We start from the raw sequence: 19,086 nt of genomic DNA on the forward strand, positions 1-19,086 counted from the left end.
TGGGTAAAGCGAAGCGACACCCAACAAATTCAGGTAAGATGTTGGGTTCCATTGCATTCAGTCCAACCAACTTATAGCTAAGGAGTGAGGAGTCGAAAGTGGTAGACTAGAGCCAGCGATGCCGGAAAATTGGCGGGGGTTGGGTTTATGAGTCCTTTACTACAACAACTATTGCAGCAAGTCGATCAACTAAGCCCGGAAGATCGGTTAGAGTTGATTAGGCAGATTGCACAGGGGCTTAAAAAGTCCGAGGAGGTCGTCACAGCAAAGCCTCGATGGGCTGATTTAAAAGGGATGGCTCCTTATCCAATGATGGGAGAAGATGCTCAAGATTGGGTTTCACGCACCCGCAGAGAAGCAGATGAGCATCGGAGCCAGGTATTGCGAGGCGAATAATGAAAATTGATGCAGCACTAGCAGGAGTATCTCGGTTATTTTTAGATACAGCTCCGGTCATTTACTTTGTAGAAAGGAATCCTAGCTTTGTTGATCGGGTCGATCCAATATTTGAGCGATTAGAGTCTGAGATTACACCAGTAGTGGGATCGGTGACGGTTGCCGAGTGTTTAGTGGGTGCGTTACAGATGGGCTTAACAAATTTAGAACAAGCCTATGTGGCTATTTTCACACGGGATGATGTGCTGTTTCTGGAGAATAACCTAACGATCGCTCGTGAGGCGGCAAGGGTTAGAGTCCGCTACAATCTGCAACTACCAGATGCTTTTCAGATTGCAACGGCATTAAATGCTGGCTGTCAGGCATTTTTGACTAATGATGCTCAACTAAAGCCCATAGCGGAGTTAAAGATTTTGTTAGTCAGTGAGTTGGAGGCGTGAGTCGTAGGTTGGGTAAAGCCAAGCGACACCCCACAAATTCAGGTATACAAATTAGGCGATCGCTCAAGGTGCGATCGCTTCTTTCATTGATGCTAAAGAAACCGGTTTTCTGTCTGGGTAAGAGAGGCAGCCCGAGCCGGTTCCGACATCAATTTTAGCCGCTTTGGGGGCGGGTTATAAATAGACTTTGCCATAGCGGGTCAATGGCGATATTAATGCGATCGCCTGGTTTTCATGGCAGCCATTCCATAATTTATGGGGGAATAGTTGCGGTTCCCTCTGGGGTGATTCCGGTCAGTGCCATCAGGGGGTAATTCCATGGGTTGGATGCCATCTATTTTAACGGGAATGTAGCGGAATTTTGCAGGTAAAATCCCTCAAATAGCAGCAGGTCGGGGCAAAAAAACCCAGTTTATGGCAGGATAGCGATTCCTTAATAAAAATTTAAGAAATTAACCCGGTTTCTGAGGGTAGGCAAGGGGGTAAAATGGGGGGGGCTGTCTCCTGGTGCGCCGCTATGGATGAACAACGATCGCAGGCTTATCTCTCCCTGATTCAAGAACTCCTGGACTGTCCGGGAGGGGAGGAACAGCAAATCCTTAACGGTCATCTGGAGTTGCTGGATGAGGGGTTTGTGCAGGTGTGCGAGTTGGTGGCGGCACAGTTGCAGGAAGCGGGACAGGAGAATAATGCAGGGTTCTTGCGGAATGTGGCGCAGCAGGTGGGGGCGTATTTGGCGAGTGAGGGGACTGGCGGAAATCAGCAAGCGGCATTGGAAGATTTTTGGCTGCAACTGCTGCAAGCAGAAAACGAAGGCGATACAGCGGCGGTGCATCAGGTGATGCGGCAAAATATGGGGTTGATTGTTCCGAACCTAGGGGATGTGATTGCCCAGTTTGTGCAAGGAGTTCTGGCTCAGAATCCCGGCCAAGCTGAAGGGGTGGCAGGCTTAGTTGAAAATACCTGCATCAGTATTCGACAATTCCCCTATGGTCGGTATGCGGAAGCGTTAGAGATTGCGATTCGCGGCTATGGGGTGGTGTTAGATCTAGGAATCTATAGTCCCGAAGGACGGGCGCAAACCCTGACTAACCTCGGAGTTGCCCGCCTCACCCAAGCCCAAATGGGCATCAACCCGGCAGCCCATCTCGAAAGTGCAATTACTGCCTACGATGAAGCGGCAGGGATTATGCGGCGGTTGGGGTTAGACAAAGACCTCTCCTCTACCCTGAATAACCTCGGAGTTGCCCGCAGCACCCAAGCTGAAATGGGCATCAACCCCGCTGCCAATCTCGAAAGTGCGATCGCCGCCTACGATGAAGCCGCAGGGATTCGGCGGCGGTTGGGGTTAGACAAAGACCTCTCCTCTACCCTGACTAACCTCGGAAATGCCCGCAGCACCCAAGCCGARATGGGCATCAACCCCGCCGCCCATCTCGAAAGTGCAATTACTGCCTACGATGAAGCCGCAGGGATTCGGCGGCGGTTGGGGTTAGCCCGCGACTTAGCAACAACCCTGAATAACTTTGGTTTTGCCTACAAAGCTCAATCTCGCCTAGCTGGGAACAGTTCCACCCAGAAACAACAAGCCCTAGAAAATGCCTACCGTAGCTTTCAAGAAGCCCTGGAACGGGTGGAATATCTGCGGGGTGAAATTGGGGCGGATAGTGAGGGCTATAAACGCAACTTTAATGAAGAATGGAACCGAGTTTATCGCGGTATGGTGGAAGTGTGCCTAGAGTTGGGTCGATACCAGGATGCTATTGAATATGTAGACCGTAGTAAAGCCCGTAACTTGGTGGAACTCATGGCTACCCGTGACGCTTATCCGGGGGGCGTGATTCCCGAGAACATCCGCCAACAGTTGCAGCAACTCAAAATCGCCATCGCCCAAGCAGAACGCCGTCTGCAAGAAGAGACGAACCCGGACTATAGCCACCTCAACCTATTGCGGCAACAAAAGCAAAAAATCGAACCCTACAAACCCCTGCATTTCCAAGCCATGCAAGAGTTACTGGATGAAGAAACCGCCATTTTGGAATGGTACATCCTGCCCGGTAAATTCCTCACCTTCACCCTCACCGCCGAAAGTCTCAACCTCTGGACATCTTCCGAGGAAGACCGACAACACCTCATCGACTGGACTAATACCTACATCAACGACTACCGCCGTGATAACAGCCAATGGCGAGACAGCCTCCCCCAACGCCTAGAAACCCTCGCCCCAATCCTCCACCTGGATGAAATCCTGGCGAACCTGTTTAAAAACTTCCCCACCTGCCAAAAACTCATCCTCATCCCTCACCGTTACCTGCACCTGTTCCCCCTCCATGCCTTACCCTTTGCCACAGGAGAGGGTGAGGGCAAATTCCTACAAGACCTGTTCCCCAAGGGTGTCACCTACGCCCCCAACTGCCAACTGCTGCAACAAGCCCAAAATCGGCAACGCTCCCACTTTAACCAACTCTTCGCTATCCAAAACCCCACCGCAGACCTGGACTGGGCTGATGTAGAAATCCAAATCATCCGCACTCTCTTCCCCGACAGGAACACCCTTGCGGGGAACAACGCCACCACCGCCAAACTCCTGGACGAACAACGCCAGGAAATCCTCAGCCAAACCCATCACCTGTTTTTCTCCTGTCACGCCGCCTTTAACCCCGACTCCCCCCTGGACTCCGGTTTACTCCTGGCGGATGGAATTCTCACCTTAGAAAACATCATCGCCAACCTGAACCTCAGCAATTGCAGCCTTGTCACCCTCTCCGCCTGCGAAACCGGACAAGTCGCCGTTGACCAAACCGACGAATATATCAGCCTCTCCAGTGGCTTTATCCTGGCGGGTAGCCCTAGCGTCTTGGTTAGCCTCTGGTCCGTCAATCAGGTTTCTACCGCCCTGCTGCTGATTAGAACCTACGAACTGCTGCAACAACAACCGGGTCAACTCGCCCAATCCCTGCAAGCGGCTCAAAAATGGCTGCGAGAAACCACCGTCAGCGGCTTTGAGCAATGGCGACAACAATGCCCCCTATTTTCTCAGGAGTGGCGCGAAGCCTTACAACCCGTTTTTGCACAGATGGGGCAGAATCAAGAGGAGGGGATAAACCATCGCCCCTATCAATCCCCCTACCACTGGGCTGCATTCTGTATCGTTGGACAAGAAGAACAAGCTATGGCTACTGATGCCAAAAAAATCGCCGCTTTTACCGCCCTGCTGCAAGAAAATCTGAATAATTGGATTGCTAAACACGGGGAAAGTTTACTGGAATTACAGCAGCAACTCGGTGATGATGACGAAAAAGATGCCGCCGCCATTGAAGGGTGGCTGCAACAGCGTCAGGACTTATACGACCAATACACGGCTAAACTCGCCCCCCGTAAACGCACTTTAAGCCTCAGTGGTCAAAAGGGCGTTTTTAAAACTAAACCCACTGGAAAGGATAACTCTTTAGCTGACCAAATTGAACAAGCCGTTAAAAACAACACCAACCTAGGCAATTCCGACCCTTCTCCAGACCAAAACCGTGAAAAACCTCAGTCTTAGTCTCGCTGCTTTCCACCTCTGCCAATTCTTAGATGATGCACCGGATACCCACAGCCCAGATGCGGGTTTGTTGTGGGATGATTTGCGAGGATTGTCGGCAAAAATCCCGTTTCCTCAACTAACAAAGTTCACGGAACCCACGGAGGCGAACCCAGAACATAACCTCGATTTTGCAGTGATTAAAATTGATGATATCTCCCTAGGGGGAAGCCTCAGCACGTTTAAGATGAACGACACCTATAGTGCGGATTTAAACCTGTCTGTGGAGGATGAAGAGGCTGATTTTTCCCCAGAAAATGCGGGGATATTTCAACCCCAAGCGTTAATCGATGTGAGGGCAAGTCTGGGCAAGGTGCTATGGTTGAGTGGGGAAAGTGAGGATTTGAATCAACTGGAATTGAGCAGCGCCAAAGAGTGGGCAAAAAACTTGTGTCCACAGGCTGAATATATCACCGAAGATAGGCTGTTTAATTGCCCGCTGTTTATCTTCGCGGCTGACTCGCTGACGATTTTAATTTCCTTGGCTAAACCCGATACTATAGACTTAGACCGCGCCCAAGATAACTACTATAATCTGCGGAATTTATTCTGGACTTATCAGAAAATTGTGGTGGTTGGGAAACTGGCGAAAGCGGGTTATCAAGGCGCTAGACACCTCTACAGTGAGCTAGAAGCACAGGTGCAGGAGTTTAACCAGGTTTTCTTGTTGCCGACACCGGAGGAACGCCTAAACAAGCTCGATCAACTGTTACAAACAATTCCCCAAAGGCTACTGGACTATAACTGTAAATTGCGCGACATCAAGGCACATTATACCACAATTGAGGTGAATGGGCAAAACTTTCAGATTTCTCTGTCCCATATCCGGGATGAAAAAGCAGACGATCGCCTTTCCTACTGGTCAGATTTTGCCACGAAAACGGCTCCCCTGCGTCTCCAGCAAATCAAAACCTATATCGACTATCTCGAACCGGGTCAAGTCCTATTCAGCGATTTGATTAACAGCATTCGCGCCACGGCGGAAATTGACCAAGCGCAATGCGATCGCCAACGCCAAGAAGCCGACGCGAAATATTACCAACAGCAACAAGACGCTAACCAGGACTTACAAAACCATATCCAAGCCGTGGGTGTGGGAATTGCGGCGGGTGCGATCGTCGCTTCAACTTCCGGGTTAATGACTGAACCTTGGGAGCGTCCTGATAGCGATCGCTTTTGGCTACCTCCCCACCCGTTTATTATTGCATTGTTGGGGAGCATATTTTGTTCATGGGGTGCGTGGTGGGTCGCCGAGAGATGGATTAAAAAGGGACGACCAAAGGATAAGTGAACGGGGTTTCTCGGTGGGGGGTCAAGAAACGGGTCAAGAAACCCGGTTTTTCCGTCAAATGTTGGGTTACATTGCATTTCACCCAACCTACAAACTTGGGTAAAGGGAAGCGCCACCCAACAAATTCAGGTCAAATGTTGGGTGACATTGCATTTCAGCCAACCCACAAAGTTTATAATCCAAAGGAGTTGGATGTTAGGAAAGAATCATGAGCGTTTACTTGGGGATTGACATTGGTGCTAGTACCGTGAAACTGGGATTATTTGATCCAGAAAAAGGGATCATCGGAGAAAGGTTAGATCGTCCCAGCAGCGCCTCTGAGGGTCCCGACGCTACCGTAAATGTGATTAAAACCGCCACCAGTGAGCTACTCGAAGCCAATGATCTACAATTCCAGGATTTAAAAGCGATCGGTGCTTGTTGTCCCGCTCCTATTGATGCTTCGGGAATGTGTGTTTATCCCACCAATATCGATCGCTCTTGGCAAGGGGTGAATATTGCCCAAAAACTCTCCGATACTCTCCAGTTACCCGCTCTCCTCCTCAATGATGGAGACGCGGCCGCTTACCGGGAATACAGGATCCGCGAGGCTCAAAATAAGGCTTCTTCTGTGATGGCTCAGTTTATTACCGGAACCGGATTAGGTGGCGCTTTGATTATCAACGGGAAAATCTGGTCGGCTCCGGCAGTTTCGGCAGAATTCGGTCATATTTGTATTGATAGCTCGGAAAATGCCGACCTGTGCGGATGTGGTGCGAGGGGATGTGCGGAAACGAGAGCGTCTTTATTGGGTCTGAGAAATATGGTTAAACACCGACAGGCCAAGGGGAATGTGCCGGAAGCGTTACAAGGAGATCCTATAGAGGTGGCGAAAACCCTGCGTCGCTTGGGTCAAATGGATGAGCCTCTGTCGGATGTGGTGGCTATTTGGCAAGAGTATTTTACCAGCCTGGGTATAGCGGCTCGTAATGTGGTCAATACGATAGGCTGTGACCTGATTGTGATTTCTGGGGGAGCGCAAGAAAGGGAAAAAACGGCATCCGATGGGGCCTATCAACGATTTAAACAGGATGCGATCGCCTGCATTCGTCAGGGAATTGACCATAGTTTCCCCCATCTCACCCAGACAAGGGTGGAATGGTCTATTGATACGCTCCTAGACAGTGCTGCTTACGGTGCGGCTCAATATGTCAGTGTAACAGGGAATTAGTAGTCGTAGGTTGGGTGAAGCGAAGCGCAACCCAACAAAGCCGGGTGAAATGTTGGGTGACATTACATTCGGTCCACCCAACAAAGTTATGCGATCGCTCTGGGTTCGTAGGTTGGGTGAAGCGAAGCGCAACCCAACAAATTCGGTCAAATGTTGGGTGACATTGCATTGGGTCCACCCAACAAAGTTATGCGATCGCTCTGGGTTCGTGGTTCGTAGGTTGGGTGAAGCGAAGCGCAACCCAACAAAGCCGGGTGAAATGTGTGGTGACATTGCATTTCACCCAACCTACAAATTATGCTGGGTTCGTAGGTTGGGTAAAGGGAAGCGCCACCCAACAAATTCGGTCAAATGTTGGGTGACATTGCATTTCACCCAACCTACAAATTATGCGATCGCTCTGGGTTCGTGGTTCGTAGGTTGGGTTCGTGGTTCGTAGGTTGGGTTAAGCGAAGCGCAACCCAACAAAGCCGGGTGAAATGTGTGGTGACATTGCATTAGGTCCACCCAACAAGGTTATGCGATCGCTCTGGGTTCGTGGTTCGTAGGTTGGGTGAAGCGAAGCGCAACCCAACAAATTCGGTCAAATGTTGGGTGACATTGCATTTCACCCAACCTACAAATTATGCTGGGTTCGTAGGTTGGGTAAAGCGAAGCGACACCCAACAAATTCGGTCAAATGTTGGGTGACATTGCATTTCACCCAACCTACAAATTATGCTGGGTTCGTAGGTTGGGTAAAGCGAAGCGCAACCCAACAAATTCGGTCAAATGTTGGGTGACATTGCATTTCACCCAACCTACAAATTATGCTGGGTTCGTAGGTTGGGTGAAGCGAAGCGCAACCCAACAAAGCCGGGTGAAATGTGTGGTGACATTGCATTAGGTCCACCCAACAAGGTTATGCGATCGCTCTGGGTTCGTAGGTTCGTAGGTTGGGTGAAGCGAAGCGCAACCCAACAAATTCGGTCAAATGTTGGGTGACATTGCATTTCACCCAACCTACAAATTATGCTGGGTTCGTAGGTTGGGTGAAGCGAAGCGCAACCCAACAAATTCGGTCAAATGTTGGGTGACATTGCATTTCACCCACCCAACAAGGTTATGCGATCGCTAAATGTACAGAAGTGGCGATCGCTTCTCGTTGGTCGGTATCATATCCCCATCTCTCCAAAAAGTCTTGATAGGGTCCCTCTCCCCTTTGGGAAGTTTCCAGAAGCTGTTGTAGTAAAGATTTGACAGGTGGTAAATTCAGGGCTTGAATTAACTCAATACAGCGCGATCGCACTAAGTCCGAACTCGCCGCCATATCCTCATTTTGGTGGCGATGATGATAGACTACCATGGCGGCGGACATCGCCAAATTTTTCACCAATAACTCCGAGACTATCTCAGCAGAAGATTCTAACGCTTGTTGCGTCTCTGGTGTCATTTGTTCAGGGATAGGGCGAGTATCCGTTAGGTAGGTAACAAAAAATCCCCTCGCCCCATTTTCCGACTCGACCAGTTGCGATATAGCCGCCGCCAAATCTGAGTCCGAGATGCTTCCGGCTTGGGATTGATCAATCAGAGATTGGGTAATGGCGATCGCATCTTCAAAGGTAATATTTTCCGGGATTGATACAGAATAGATCATGATCGAACTAATTGAAATGTTTTGGGGTATTGCATAACTATGGCAATTATATCTTCTCACAATTCCCGCCCAAATCAACCTGCCCGTGAACCTTCATCTACCTATCAGGTTAAGCCACCAGACGACGAGTCCCTACTGATACCATCACCCACCTCCGAGGAAAAAAACCATCCCAAACCCGAAGAAAAAATTAGACCCCAACAACTAGCCGACTATATTGGTCAACGAGATCTTAAACAAGTCCTGGAAATTGCGATCGCCGCTGCTAAGTCTCGCCAAGAACCCCTCGATCATTTGTTACTGTATGGACCTCCCGGACTCGGTAAAACTACCATGGCGTTAATTTTGGCGACAGAAATGGGCGTAAAGTGCCAAATTACCACTGCGCCTTCCTTGGAAAAACCCAGGGATATTGCCGGACTTTTGGTTAATCAAAAACCCGGAGAAATTTTGTTTATTGATGAGATTCACCGCCTCTCTAAAATGGCGGAAGAAATCCTTTATCCCGCTATGGAAGACTCTCGTTTAGATATCACTATTGGTCAGGGACGTAGTGCTAGGACGCGCAGCATTCCCTTAAATAAGTTTACTATTGTCGGCGCAACTACCAGAATCGGTGCTTTAACTTCTCCCCTGCGCGATCGCTTTGGCTTAATCCAACGTTTGCGTTTTTATGAAGTGGACGAACTCGCCCAAATTGTCAACCGTACAGCTAAACTATTAACCACTCCCATTACTCCCGAAGGAGCCCTAGAAATTGCCCGACGTTCCCGAGGAACTCCCCGCATTGCTAATCGTTTATTAAGACGGGTAAGGGATTATTTGGAAGTCAAAGCATCCGGGGCTATTACCGGAGAAATTGCCGCGATCGCCTTAGAATTATTTAATGTAGATCCCCTCGGTTTAGATTGGACAGATCAGCATTTACTCCGCATCATTATCGAGAACTTTCAGGGGGGACCCGTCGGCTTAGAAACCCTAGCAGCAGCCAGCGGCGAAGATGCCCAAACCCTCGAAGAAGTCCAAGAACCCTACCTTATGCAAATTGGTTTTTTACAACGTACCCATCGCGGTAGAATCGCCACCCCCAAGGCTTGGCAACATTTAGGTTATCAACCACCAGAAAAACAGCTTTCTTTATTTAGTTAGTTACATCACCCTAACTAGGGCTTATCGCTTAACTTGACTGTCTTTCTCGAACCCCGCCACTACCTGGTCAACTGTTAAGTTAGCCACCGGTATTTGCAACTCCTCCGAGATGCGATTGAGGGGTTTCATCGAGGACATAACCAACCGACTAAAAAAGCTGGTAAAACTGCCATCTATTTCTAGTTTATCATGGAGGTTCGTATCCTGCTCAATCCACTGGGTAATTTGGTCCGGAGTTATCGAGGCGATCGCACATTCTTGTTGGTGGGAAATTTCCCTTAAACAGCGCAGCGCATAAATCGCCAAACGGGTGGCAAACTTCTCCTTAGATGACAACAAAGCCGCATCTACCTTAACCGCTTCTTCTGGGGTTAAAAATTCTCGATCTGTCTGCATCATAATTAGATAATTATACTATTTGGACAAAGTGGCAACGCCATCCCGTTAATGACTAATAATTAGATAACCACAACGATGCTCACCATTAACTAGCCAATGAGTCCGTTCTACGGTACAATCATATAGTACAGCCGCAAACATCTCTAACTCATGGCCGCAGACACTGGGAAAAGACTCAGCCACGCTAGAAATCGCGCAGTTATGTTCTGTTAAAATATAGCGTTGCTCACCCGTGGCGGCCTCCTCTTGGGTTTCTACGGCGTACCACTCAGCCATATAACCTTCCGCTTGGCGAATTTCCGCCAATTTAGCCACGCGATCGCCTACCGGACCAGTCCCCACCCGTTGGCGATACTCGATCGCTTTTCTTTGCCACTGTTTGTGTAAAATCTGGCTAACCTGTTCTGGTCCCACAGTTTCAGCCAAAGTATCCAGGAAAGAAATTGCAAATTGATCATAACTATTGGGAAAGCGATCGCGTCCCTGGCTCGTTAGCCGATAGATATGTTGCGGCCGTCCCATCCCTATCTGTACAGACTCATAATTGATCAACCCCTCCCCCTGCAGATCCTTGAGGTGGCGGCGGGTGGCTTGGGGACTGATATCCAGAGCCTCCGCTAGTTCCTGAGCCCTAGCCTGATGACGTTTCAGAAGATATTGGAGGATGTCCTGCTTAGTCGAATGCTGTTGGGTCGTGGTCATCATGTTCATAAAAATTCAAAAAATTTTGACTTTGACAATACAGTTGTTGCTAATGTAACCTAAAATAGACTTAAATAACAAATAGGTTGTTTAAGTCCCCGGAAGTGGGACTTGGGATCTGCCATCCCGTGGGAGTTTGTCCAGGCGATTGACCGGGACATCAGACCGTAAACCAAACGAACACAAGAGAACACAAAATATATGAGTGCTTCAGTCAAAACCCTAGTCAACCAGCCTTATAAATACGGCTTTGTCACTGATATTGAGTCCGACACCATCCCCAAGGGGCTGAGTGAAGATGTGGTGCGGCTGATATCATCCAAAAAAAATGAGCCGGAATTTATGTTAAATTTCCGTCTCCGAGCCTATCAGCAGTGGCAGAAAATGGCTGAACCCACCTGGCCCCATGTTCACTACCCCCCCATTGACTATCAAAATATTATCTACTATTCCGCCCCCAAAGTTGAGAAGAAAAAAGGCAGTTTAGAAGAAGTAGACCCCACCTTAATAGAAACCTTTGAAAAATTAGGGATTCCCCTATCCGAACAGAAACGGCTGGCTAATGTCGCAGTAGATGCCGTCTTTGATAGTGTCTCAATTGCCACCACTTTTAAAGAAAAACTCGCCGAAGAAGGCGTAATTTTCTGCTCAATTTCCGAAGCCGTAGAAAGCCACCCAGAACTGATTGAGAAATATTTAGGCAGTGTAGTTCCTGTCGGTGATAACTACTTCGCCGCCCTCAACTCAGCCGTGTTTAGTGATGGTTCATTCGTGTACATTCCCAAAGGCGTTAAATGTCCGATGGACTTGTCTACTTATTTCCGCATTAATAACGGTGAATCTGGGCAGTTCGAGCGCACCTTAATTGTAGCAGAATCTGGCAGTTCTGTCACCTATTTAGAAGGCTGTACCGCCCCCATGTTCGACACCAACCAATTACACGCCGCCGTCGTCGAATTAGTGGCTTTGGATAATGCCACCATCGAATATTCTACCGTGCAAAATTGGTTTGCTGGGGATGAAGATGGAAAAGGCGGAATTTATAACTTTGTCACCAAACGGGGACTTTGCAAAGGCGTAAATTCTAAGATTTCCTGGACTCAGGTAGAAACCGGGTCAGCCATTACTTGGAAATATCCTAGTTGTGTGTTGGTCGGTGATAATTCCGTCGGGGAATTTTACTCCGTCGCCCTCACCAATAACTGTCAACAGGCTGATACAGGAACTAAAATGGTTCATATTGGCAAAAATACCCGCAGCACTATTATTTCTAAGGGTATTTCGGCGGGTCGGTCTGCTAATAGCTATCGTGGCTTAGTCAAAATGGGTCCGAAAGCTATCGGGGCGCGGAATTATTCCCAGTGCGACTCTATGTTAATTGGCGACTGTGGACAGGCTAATACTTTCCCGTATATTCAAGTCGAAAATAATACCGCCAAAGTTGAACATGAAGCCTCGACTTCTAAAATTGGGGAAGACCAATTGTTTTACTTTACTCAACGGGGAATTTCCGAAGAAGATGCTGTGTCTATGATTATCAGCGGCTTCTGTAAAGATGTGTTTAATAAATTACCCATGGAGTTTGCCGCCGAAGCCGATAAACTGCTGAGTCTCAAACTAGAAGGCGCTGTCGGTTAAACTATCTATTTCCGTTGTCTGGGGTTTACCTTTGATGGGAAGTTGTCAATAACTCAGGTCAACGGAAACCCCATAATGAGGTGAGTTCATCCACTAACACAAATCAAACACGCACATTGAGAGGTTAAGAATGATTCAAGAAAACAGTCCAGTGATTTTGTCGGTTAAGAATTTAACCGCTACCATTGATGGTAATCCTATTTTAAAAGGCTTGAACCTGGAAGTTAAAGCCGGGGAAATTCACGCCATTATGGGTCAAAATGGGTCGGGAAAAAGTACCTTTTCTAAAATCTTGGCGGGACATCCGGCTTATGAAGTCACCGGAGGCGAAGTCACATTTTTAGGACAAAATCTCCTGGAATTAGAAGCTGATGAACGTGCCTTAATCGGGATATTTTTGGCTTTCCAATATCCCATAGAAATCCCTGGGGTTAGTAATCTGGATTTCCTGCGGGTGGCTTACAATTCCCAACGGAAACATCGAGGCTTAGACGAGTTAGATGTGTTTGATTTTGAGGATTTAATCCAGGATAAATTAGAAGTAGTTAAAATGCGTCCAGAGTTTCTGGAACGTAGCGTTAATCAGGGCTTTTCCGGTGGTGAGAAGAAACGCAATGAAATCTTGCAGATGGCTTTATTAGAACCGAAATTAGCAATTTTAGATGAGACTGATTCCGGCTTAGATATTGATGCGCTGAAAATTGTCGCTAATGGTGTGAATCAATTGGCTAATGCTGAAAATGCCATGCTGGTGATTACTCACTATCAGCGCTTATTGGATTACATTGTTCCTGATTATGTTCATGTCATGGCGGATGGCAGAATTATTAAAACTGGTGCTAAGGAATTGGCGCTAGAGTTGGAAGAACAGGGCTATGATGATATAATTGAAGCAGCGACAGTGGGGGTGTAGTTAATGATTCAGATTCAAGAAAAACCAGAAGTTTCCTATTTAAATCAGTTACTTAATCAGGTAACGGGTTCCCTTGCGGTTCCGGCGAGTTTCCCTTTAAAAAGAAACATTGCCGAACAGTTACAAAATATTCGTGATAATGCCGCCAGTTGGGTTAAGGAATTAGCTATCCCTACCCGCCGCCATGAAGATTGGCGATTTACCGACCTTTCCGCTTTGTTGGAATTGCCTTTTCAAGCCGCCACGGCGGTAGAACTTTCCCGCGAGGAGATTTCACCTTTAATCCTACCGGAAGTTAAAGGGACTAGGTTGGTTTTTGTGAATGGTTTTTACTCCCCTCAACTGTCCTGTTTAGATAATCTTCCTGATGGAGTATTTGTCGGGAATTTAGGACAACTCGATAAACCATTATCGGATAAGTTGGGGAACTACCTAACCCAACAACCCGACAGCCAGGAAGTTTTTACCGCCCTAAATACTTCATCTTTGGCTGATGCGGCGGTGGTCTGGGTTCACCAAAATCAAGTAATTGATACGCCCATTCATCTGCTGTTTATTTCCCTCAGTAGCAGCCAGCCAGTAACGAGTCAACCTCGGATTTTAATTGTGGCTGAACCCGGAAGCAAAGCGACGGTAATTGAACACTACGCGACGGCGAATATTTTAGGTTGTTCAGACCGCACCCAAAAAACTCCTTATTTCACTAACACGGTGGCGGAGTTATGGGTTGGTGATAATGCGGAATTACAACATACTCGCCTTCAACGAGAATTGGCTTCATCTTTCCATATTGGTCGCACTGTCGTTTCCCAAGGGCGCGATAGCCGTTATACTGGTAACGCGATTAGTTTGGGGGCGAAATTGTCTCGCCATAACTTCGATATTCACCAAACCGCTGCAGGAACTGAAACTCAGCTTAATGGTTTAACTCTGGTGAATGGTCAACAGGTCGCTGATACCCATAGCGCGGTATTTTTGAACCATCCCCATGGTGTCATCAATCAATTACATAAGGCTATTGTGGATGACCGCGCCCATGGTATATTTAATGGTCGGATTGTGGTTCCCCAAGCGGCACAAATGACTGATGCGACTCAACTGAATCGTAATCTGTTGTTATCGGCTAAAGGGCGGGTTAATACGAAGCCTCAATTAGAAATTGTGGCTGATAATGTCAAATGTGCCCACGGCGCAACTGTGAGCCAATTAGAAGCGGATGAGATTTTCTATCTGCGGAGTCGGGGACTGGATGAAAAAACCAGCCGGAACCTGTTAATTGATGCTTTTGCGGCGGAAATTTTGGATAAATTGCCTTTGGTTTCTCTCCAGCAAATTTTAGCCCGTTGTGTGGCTTGTCGCACTGACGAAGGGGAAATGTAAAGGGGGTTAAGGGGAAATTAATTGATGATTAATCAACTATCTCCCCTCACCTCTGCTATGTTGATGATGGGGGAATTACCAGGGATGCTTTGAGGGTTGCTGGTTGACAATTGCTAGATTTAGGGATTAGACAAAATGACACTTATTAAAGAGAAAACACTAGGAGAAAAGGTGCGGGGAGATTTCCCCATTCTACATCAGGAGGTAAACGGACATCCTCTGGTTTATTTGGATAATGCCGCGACTTCTCAAAAACCCCAGGTGGTTTTAGATGCTATCCAAAACTATTATCAAAGATATAATTCTAATGTTCATCGGGGTATTCATACCCTTAGCGCTAAGGCGACTGATGAATATGAAAAAGCCCGCCAGAAAGTGGTTGAGTTTATTAATGCTGATTCCTACCAGGAAATTATTTATACCCGTAACGCGAGCGAAGCTGTGAATTTGGTAGCCTATTCTTGGGGGTGGGAAAATCTACAGGCTGGGGATGAGATTATTTTGTCGGTAATGGAACATCACAGTAATTTAGTGCCTTGGCAAATGCTGGCTAAGAAAACTGGGGCGGTGATTAAGTATGTGGGATTAACGGCTAACCAGGAGTTTGATTTTGAGGAGTTTAAAACCCTCATTTCCCCTCGGACTAAGTTGGTGGCTGTCCTACAAATGTCTAATGTCTTGGGCTGCATTAATCCGGTTAAGGAAATTACGGAAATCGCCCACCAATATGGGGCAAAGGTGTTGATTGATGCCTGCCAAAGTTTACCACATTTACCGATAAATGTCAAGGAAATTGATTGTGATTGGTTGGTGGGTTCGGGTCATAAAATGTGTGGACCGACGGGGATTGGTTTTCTGTATGGTAAGCGGGAAATACTGGAGTCGATGTCACCATTTTTAGGGGGTGGCGAGATGATTGGGGAGGTGTCGTTAGAGGGTTTTACCTGTGGGGAATTACCCCATAAGTTTGAGGCGGGAACTCCGGCGATTGGGGAGGCGATCGCTTTAGGTGCAGCCCTGGATTATTTAAGCACAATTGGCATGGATAAAATCCACGCCTACGAACAGGAATTAACGGCTTATTTGTTCCATAAATTAAGTGCTATTCCCGATATTACTGTGTATGGACCCTCCCCGACGGCTGAGGGTAAAGGACGGGCGGCTTTAGCATCATTTTCAGCGGGAGAAATTCACCCTAATGACTTATCAATGCTGTTGAATGATTCGGGGGTGGCGGTGCGTTCAGGACACCACTGCACCCAACCTTTACATAAGTATCTAAAGGTTAATTCTACGGCGCGGGCGAGTTGTTATTTTTACAATACCCACGAGGATATTGATGCCTTTGTGGTGGCGTTGAAAGAGGCGATCGCCTTTTTTAAGCAGATGTCTTAATCTTAGCTAAGGGCTTCATAATGGAAGCCTTGGAATTCAGGCGATTTGATTCTCCTTGGTGATCAAATCGCCGATTCCATCTTAATCCATTAATTCCTAGGCTTGAAAAAGTCTGCCCCAACCAGTTCCGGGTCCTTCTGCTGTCCAACGATAGGTCATTTCATATTTGCTGTAAATTGCACCCTTACCATTTTCAACCGCTCCGGTGTAGCAATCATTAAGAGAACCATAAGGATCATTAACAACAAAATCCCCGTTTTCAGTGCGCCCCCGGACAACAATCATGTGACCGCCACAAGGATGTTCCGTCGTCCCCCGATGATAAATACCAATCACAACAGGACGCTTCGCTTCTAGTTCTCGATAAACATCATCAAAATCCAGATCGGTGTGCCAAGTGCTTTTTAAACCCAAATCTGATAAGGCTTGGGTTTGCACTGTATGATCGGTGGTATCTCCATATTTAAAAACCACTTCTAAGTAGATATCATCTCCAGTGGTTCCGAGTAAAGTTCCCGGCTTGAAATATTCTAAACACATGGCACAAGACAATGAATTACAAGTTCTTTCTGGATCTCGATAGTTGTCAGTTTGCGGAAACCAAGGAACAGGTAGTAAAATTTTATCGGGTTTAATCTGGAGATTCTGATTGTATATCTCCACATCTCTGCTGTGAACAAACCAAGTATTCTTTCCCTTAAMTGATTGACCAAAAAATGCAAATTTCAGGTAATCTCCGGTTTGGTAGGCATAGGAGTGAATCGGATAAACACTTTGTTCTTTAATTTCGACTTGTTGATCGCTTGAGAGTTCGGAAAGGTCTTCAATGGCGGAGCGGAGGGTTGTGGTGTGGATAAATTTAATCTTCACAGCCGCTTCTGAATTGGCAGGTTCTGAATTGGCAGGAGAGGAGGCTATTGGGCGCGACTCTGTCACTTTACAGGCTTTGTTATAATATTGGTGACGATCTTCTAAGCCATGGTAACCCCCGTTGACTCTTAGGGTAATTTCTTCCACGGTTGCGCCGCGATCGCACAATTCATTCATGCGGTTATTTTGCCACCAAAATCCGGCACTGGTAAACGGATAATGCTCCGCCACATAATCGCAACCTTCCATAATTTTGGCATCGCCCAGCGCATCGCAGAAGGCTTTATAATTGTTTCGTCCGGTTAGCTGAAGCGCCCCCGAACCTTTGTATTTGGGGTCGTCACCAGAACAAGTATTTCCCAAATCGCTGCGCCCTTCCAAATAAGACCCATCACTGAGTTCTTTTAACAACTTCAATCCCCCGGATTCGTGGGCAATTTGACTGATAAAATGACAGATTCTAGGGGGGGGTATTGATTTGATAAAAATGCAGACAACGATTCAGATCTGCTAGTTCATCTTCACGGATAAAATTACCAAAAATCGCCTCGGCTTCTTTCTGAGTAATCAATGGCTCTTCCGCCCCTTCTGGCATTACCGATGGCAGTCCATCCCAATCTTTACTAAAGGCATAAAAGGTTCCACTATTGGCGGCTAAAGTGACCTTAATATGTCGATTTTCAGCAGGTTCAAATGCTTGGACTCCGTAGGTTTTTCCCGCCGTAACCGCGACCATTTGATCAGGTTTCAGTTCCGAGGACTGGATAGGCAGTTTTTTGAATTTGGTATTAGTTTTGGCGACAATTGTTTTCATGGTTATTTGCAGGTTTCAGATTTGATTTCATGGAAATAACGAATTGAAACTAAGGATTCTGAATTTTGGCATTTTGCAATTATTATCGATAGGATGAAAATATTTATATTGTCTAAATATTCATTGTTATCAGCATGGGATTTTGTCAAGTGAGCAGATAAAAAAACCAACAAAGATCCCAGAGCAACATTAAAAGATTGATTGGCTATTTGGTTGATATTTCTCATATTTTCTCTCTCCTTTTTTAATAATAATTGGTAGGTATTGAATTGCTCCGATGTTGTCATCATTTCCATTTTTTTGATATTTTCCTCTCTCGCAGAAAATCCATGATTATAGAAAAATGTTACGCCACCTGTTAAACTCAATAATAGGGCATATACGCAGATAATTATATGCCAAGTTTTACTAAATTTTCGCCTTAATTATTGCTGATGATTCCACGATTAAAAATCTGCATTAAAATCATCATATTCAGGAGGAAGTAAAAATTTGTCTTCTGGATCAAGATTCTTCATAGCCTCATCTCAAATAATTGTAAATTTATTGTTTTTGTTTGACAGTGGCGGAAAAAAAAGAAACAATAGAACCCAAGACAATATTGAAAGACTGGGAAGCAATATTATTTTCGTCTTGATAAGTTTGGGCATCCTCTAGCAGAAGTTCTGCCACCCAATTCATTTTTTCTGAGGAGTCAGAATCGCGAGTTATTTTGTCAATAATTTCTGGATTTGTCGCAAAATAATTATTGCTAAAAAAGTTGATATAACCAGTCACAAAAAACAAAATCATGTAAGTGGTGAGGATGGCGTACCAAGTTTTACTCATTTGTGTTGTTTGATTTGGGGTGAATGGTTGGTAATATTGTCAATATGAACGGTGGGCGATCGCCAATTAACGGTGGGCGATCGCCAATATTTACCTCGACGAATGCTCAATGTAATTTGATAAATTGTGGGATTGCATCTCGCACTGGCACCCCTGGCTTCTGATCATAGACTTCGCCACAATCGAGAAAGCATTTCGCCGCCTCGATCAACCCTTGGCAATTTTCGGGATTGTCAATTTCTTCGCCAATCTTTTGATACTTTTGATATTTTTTAAAAATATGTGCGAGACGTTTAGGAGTGAAATAGGGCTGCAATGCTCGAAATAACCTCCTAGAGGGGAATCAACTGATTCAACCCAGTTACCCCTTAACTGTTTATATGTTCMAACGCTCGGGCTTAAAACGAGCAAGGCAGGAAACTCAAGGTCAATCCCATTTTAA

18 protein-coding genes are annotated in these 19,086 nt (G+C 46.4%); 10 read left to right on the forward strand and 8 right to left on the reverse strand.

What is annotated here, in order from left to right:
* Window positions 1-147 precede the first annotated feature (147 nt).
* The 5 genes from B9T16_RS01415 (at window position 148) to B9T16_RS01435 (ending at window position 6,920) form a co-directional block, all read left to right on the forward strand.
* Window positions 148-396, forward strand: coding sequence for a hypothetical protein (locus B9T16_RS01415; RefSeq protein ID WP_006616054.1), 249 nt, complete (start codon window positions 148-150; stop codon window positions 394-396).
* Window positions 396-836, forward strand: coding sequence for a type II toxin-antitoxin system VapC family toxin (locus B9T16_RS01420; RefSeq protein ID WP_006616055.1), 441 nt, complete (start codon window positions 396-398; stop codon window positions 834-836). Before B9T16_RS01415 ends, B9T16_RS01420 begins: the two co-directional genes overlap by 1 nt.
* Before the next feature lie 487 nt (window positions 837-1,323).
* Window positions 1,324-4,380 carry a CHAT domain-containing protein gene (locus B9T16_RS01425; RefSeq protein WP_410243954.1) on the forward strand — a complete coding sequence of 1,019 codons (3,057 nt, stop codon included), beginning with the start codon at window positions 1,324-1,326 and terminating at the stop codon, window positions 4,378-4,380.
* Window positions 4,361-5,710, forward strand: a complete 1,350-nt coding sequence (locus B9T16_RS01430; protein ID WP_410243955.1) for a hypothetical protein — start codon at window positions 4,361-4,363, stop codon at window positions 5,708-5,710. Before B9T16_RS01425 ends, B9T16_RS01430 begins: the two co-directional genes overlap by 20 nt.
* A 208-nt stretch (window positions 5,711-5,918) precedes the next feature.
* On the forward strand, window positions 5,919-6,920 hold the full coding sequence (locus B9T16_RS01435; protein WP_410243956.1) for an ROK family protein: 1,002 nt from the start codon (window positions 5,919-5,921) through the stop codon (window positions 6,918-6,920).
* A gap of 1,102 nt (window positions 6,921-8,022) precedes the next feature.
* Here the strand turns inward: B9T16_RS01435 and B9T16_RS01440 are convergent.
* Complete coding sequence (locus B9T16_RS01440; RefSeq protein WP_410243957.1) at window positions 8,023-8,556, reverse strand: hypothetical protein; 534 nt, start codon at window positions 8,554-8,556, stop codon at window positions 8,023-8,025.
* Between the two features lie 39 nt (window positions 8,557-8,595).
* On the opposite strand from B9T16_RS01440, the gene ruvB reads away from it, so the two are divergent.
* The gene (gene ruvB / locus B9T16_RS01445) at window positions 8,596-9,705 is read left to right on the forward strand and encodes a Holliday junction branch migration DNA helicase RuvB (RefSeq protein WP_006617214.1); all 1,110 of its coding nucleotides are present in this window, start codon (window positions 8,596-8,598) and stop codon (window positions 9,703-9,705) included.
* A gap of 21 nt (window positions 9,706-9,726) precedes the next feature.
* On the opposite strand, the gene B9T16_RS01450 is transcribed toward ruvB, so the two are convergent.
* Together B9T16_RS01450 and sufR are read right to left on the reverse strand one after the other, a co-directional pair.
* The gene (locus B9T16_RS01450) at window positions 9,727-10,104 is read right to left on the reverse strand and encodes a hypothetical protein (protein WP_410243958.1); all 378 of its coding nucleotides are present in this window, start codon (window positions 10,102-10,104) and stop codon (window positions 9,727-9,729) included.
* Window positions 10,105-10,149: 45 nt separating this feature from the next.
* Window positions 10,150-10,809 (reverse strand): iron-sulfur cluster biosynthesis transcriptional regulator SufR, encoded by a 660-nt coding sequence (sufR, locus tag B9T16_RS01455; protein WP_317268776.1) that lies wholly within the window; start codon window positions 10,807-10,809, stop codon window positions 10,150-10,152.
* Between the two features lie 198 nt (window positions 10,810-11,007).
* Between sufR and sufB the strand changes: the two genes are divergently transcribed.
* The 4 genes from sufB (at window position 11,008) to B9T16_RS01475 (ending at window position 16,132) form a co-directional block, all read left to right on the forward strand.
* On the forward strand, window positions 11,008-12,444 hold the full coding sequence (sufB, locus tag B9T16_RS01460; RefSeq protein ID WP_317265123.1) for a Fe-S cluster assembly protein SufB: 1,437 nt from the start codon (window positions 11,008-11,010) through the stop codon (window positions 12,442-12,444).
* Between the two features lie 130 nt (window positions 12,445-12,574).
* Window positions 12,575-13,357, forward strand: coding sequence for a Fe-S cluster assembly ATPase SufC (sufC, locus tag B9T16_RS01465; RefSeq protein WP_410243959.1), 783 nt, complete (start codon window positions 12,575-12,577; stop codon window positions 13,355-13,357).
* Window positions 13,358-13,360: 3 nt separating this feature from the next.
* Window positions 13,361-14,737 carry a Fe-S cluster assembly protein SufD gene (sufD, locus tag B9T16_RS01470; protein ID WP_410243960.1) on the forward strand — a complete coding sequence of 459 codons (1,377 nt, stop codon included), beginning with the start codon at window positions 13,361-13,363 and terminating at the stop codon, window positions 14,735-14,737.
* Between the two features lie 135 nt (window positions 14,738-14,872).
* Window positions 14,873-16,132 carry a SufS family cysteine desulfurase gene (locus B9T16_RS01475; protein ID WP_410243961.1) on the forward strand — a complete coding sequence of 420 codons (1,260 nt, stop codon included), beginning with the start codon at window positions 14,873-14,875 and terminating at the stop codon, window positions 16,130-16,132.
* Between the two features lie 96 nt (window positions 16,133-16,228).
* On the opposite strand, the gene B9T16_RS01480 is transcribed toward B9T16_RS01475, so the two are convergent.
* The 5 genes from B9T16_RS01480 to B9T16_RS01500 all read right to left on the reverse strand — a co-directional run bounded on the left by B9T16_RS01480 (window position 16,229) and on the right by B9T16_RS01500 (window position 18,960).
* Window positions 16,229-17,413: a C39 family peptidase gene (locus B9T16_RS01480; protein WP_410243962.1), complete on the reverse strand. Its 1,185-nt coding sequence runs from the start codon at window positions 17,411-17,413 to the stop codon at window positions 16,229-16,231.
* 49 nt (window positions 17,414-17,462) lie between these two features.
* Window positions 17,463-17,816, reverse strand: a complete 354-nt coding sequence (locus tag B9T16_RS01485) for a hypothetical protein (RefSeq protein ID WP_006616032.1) — start codon at window positions 17,814-17,816, stop codon at window positions 17,463-17,465.
* Between the two features lie 2 nt (window positions 17,817-17,818).
* On the reverse strand, window positions 17,819-18,184 hold the full coding sequence (locus tag B9T16_RS01490) for a hypothetical protein (RefSeq protein WP_014274844.1): 366 nt from the start codon (window positions 18,182-18,184) through the stop codon (window positions 17,819-17,821).
* A 175-nt stretch (window positions 18,185-18,359) separates the two neighbouring features.
* Complete coding sequence (locus tag B9T16_RS01495) at window positions 18,360-18,644, reverse strand: hypothetical protein (protein ID WP_410243963.1); 285 nt, start codon at window positions 18,642-18,644, stop codon at window positions 18,360-18,362.
* 106 nt (window positions 18,645-18,750) lie between these two features.
* A complete protein-coding gene (locus B9T16_RS01500) occupies window positions 18,751-18,960 on the reverse strand; it encodes a hypothetical protein (RefSeq protein WP_410243964.1) in 210 nt (69 codons plus the stop codon).
* Window positions 18,961-19,086: the final 126 nt, after the last annotated feature.

Source organism: Arthrospira sp. PCC 8006, assembly GCF_046480465.1.
Lineage (GTDB): Bacteria > Cyanobacteriota > Cyanobacteriia > Cyanobacteriales > Microcoleaceae > Limnospira > Limnospira platensis.

Bases quoted from the DNA above. Each gene is read 5' to 3' on its own strand.
- B9T16_RS01415 (WP_006616054.1), top strand. From the start codon at position 148: ATGAGTCCTTTACTACAACAACTATTGCAGCAAGTCGATCAACTAAGC.
- B9T16_RS01420 (WP_006616055.1), top strand. From the start codon at position 396: ATGAAAATTGATGCAGCACTAGCAGGAGTATCTCGGTTATTTTTAGAT.
- B9T16_RS01435 (WP_410243956.1), top strand. From the start codon at position 5,919: ATGAGCGTTTACTTGGGGATTGACATTGGTGCTAGTACCGTGAAACTG.
- B9T16_RS01440 (WP_410243957.1), bottom strand. From the start codon at position 8,556: ATGATCTATTCTGTATCAATCCCGGAAAATATTACCTTTGAAGATGCG.
- ruvB (WP_006617214.1), top strand. From the start codon at position 8,596: ATGGCAATTATATCTTCTCACAATTCCCGCCCAAATCAACCTGCCCGT.
- B9T16_RS01450 (WP_410243958.1), bottom strand. From the start codon at position 10,104: ATGATGCAGACAGATCGAGAATTTTTAACCCCAGAAGAAGCGGTTAAG.
- sufR (WP_317268776.1), bottom strand. From the start codon at position 10,809: ATGATGACCACGACCCAACAGCATTCGACTAAGCAGGACATCCTCCAA.
- sufB (WP_317265123.1), top strand. From the start codon at position 11,008: ATGAGTGCTTCAGTCAAAACCCTAGTCAACCAGCCTTATAAATACGGC.
- sufC (WP_410243959.1), top strand. From the start codon at position 12,575: ATGATTCAAGAAAACAGTCCAGTGATTTTGTCGGTTAAGAATTTAACC.
- sufD (WP_410243960.1), top strand. From the start codon at position 13,361: ATGATTCAGATTCAAGAAAAACCAGAAGTTTCCTATTTAAATCAGTTA.
- B9T16_RS01475 (WP_410243961.1), top strand. From the start codon at position 14,873: ATGACACTTATTAAAGAGAAAACACTAGGAGAAAAGGTGCGGGGAGAT.
- B9T16_RS01485 (WP_006616032.1), bottom strand. From the start codon at position 17,816: ATGAAAACAATTGTCGCCAAAACTAATACCAAATTCAAAAAACTGCCT.
- B9T16_RS01495 (WP_410243963.1), bottom strand. From the start codon at position 18,644: ATGAGTAAAACTTGGTACGCCATCCTCACCACTTACATGATTTTGTTT.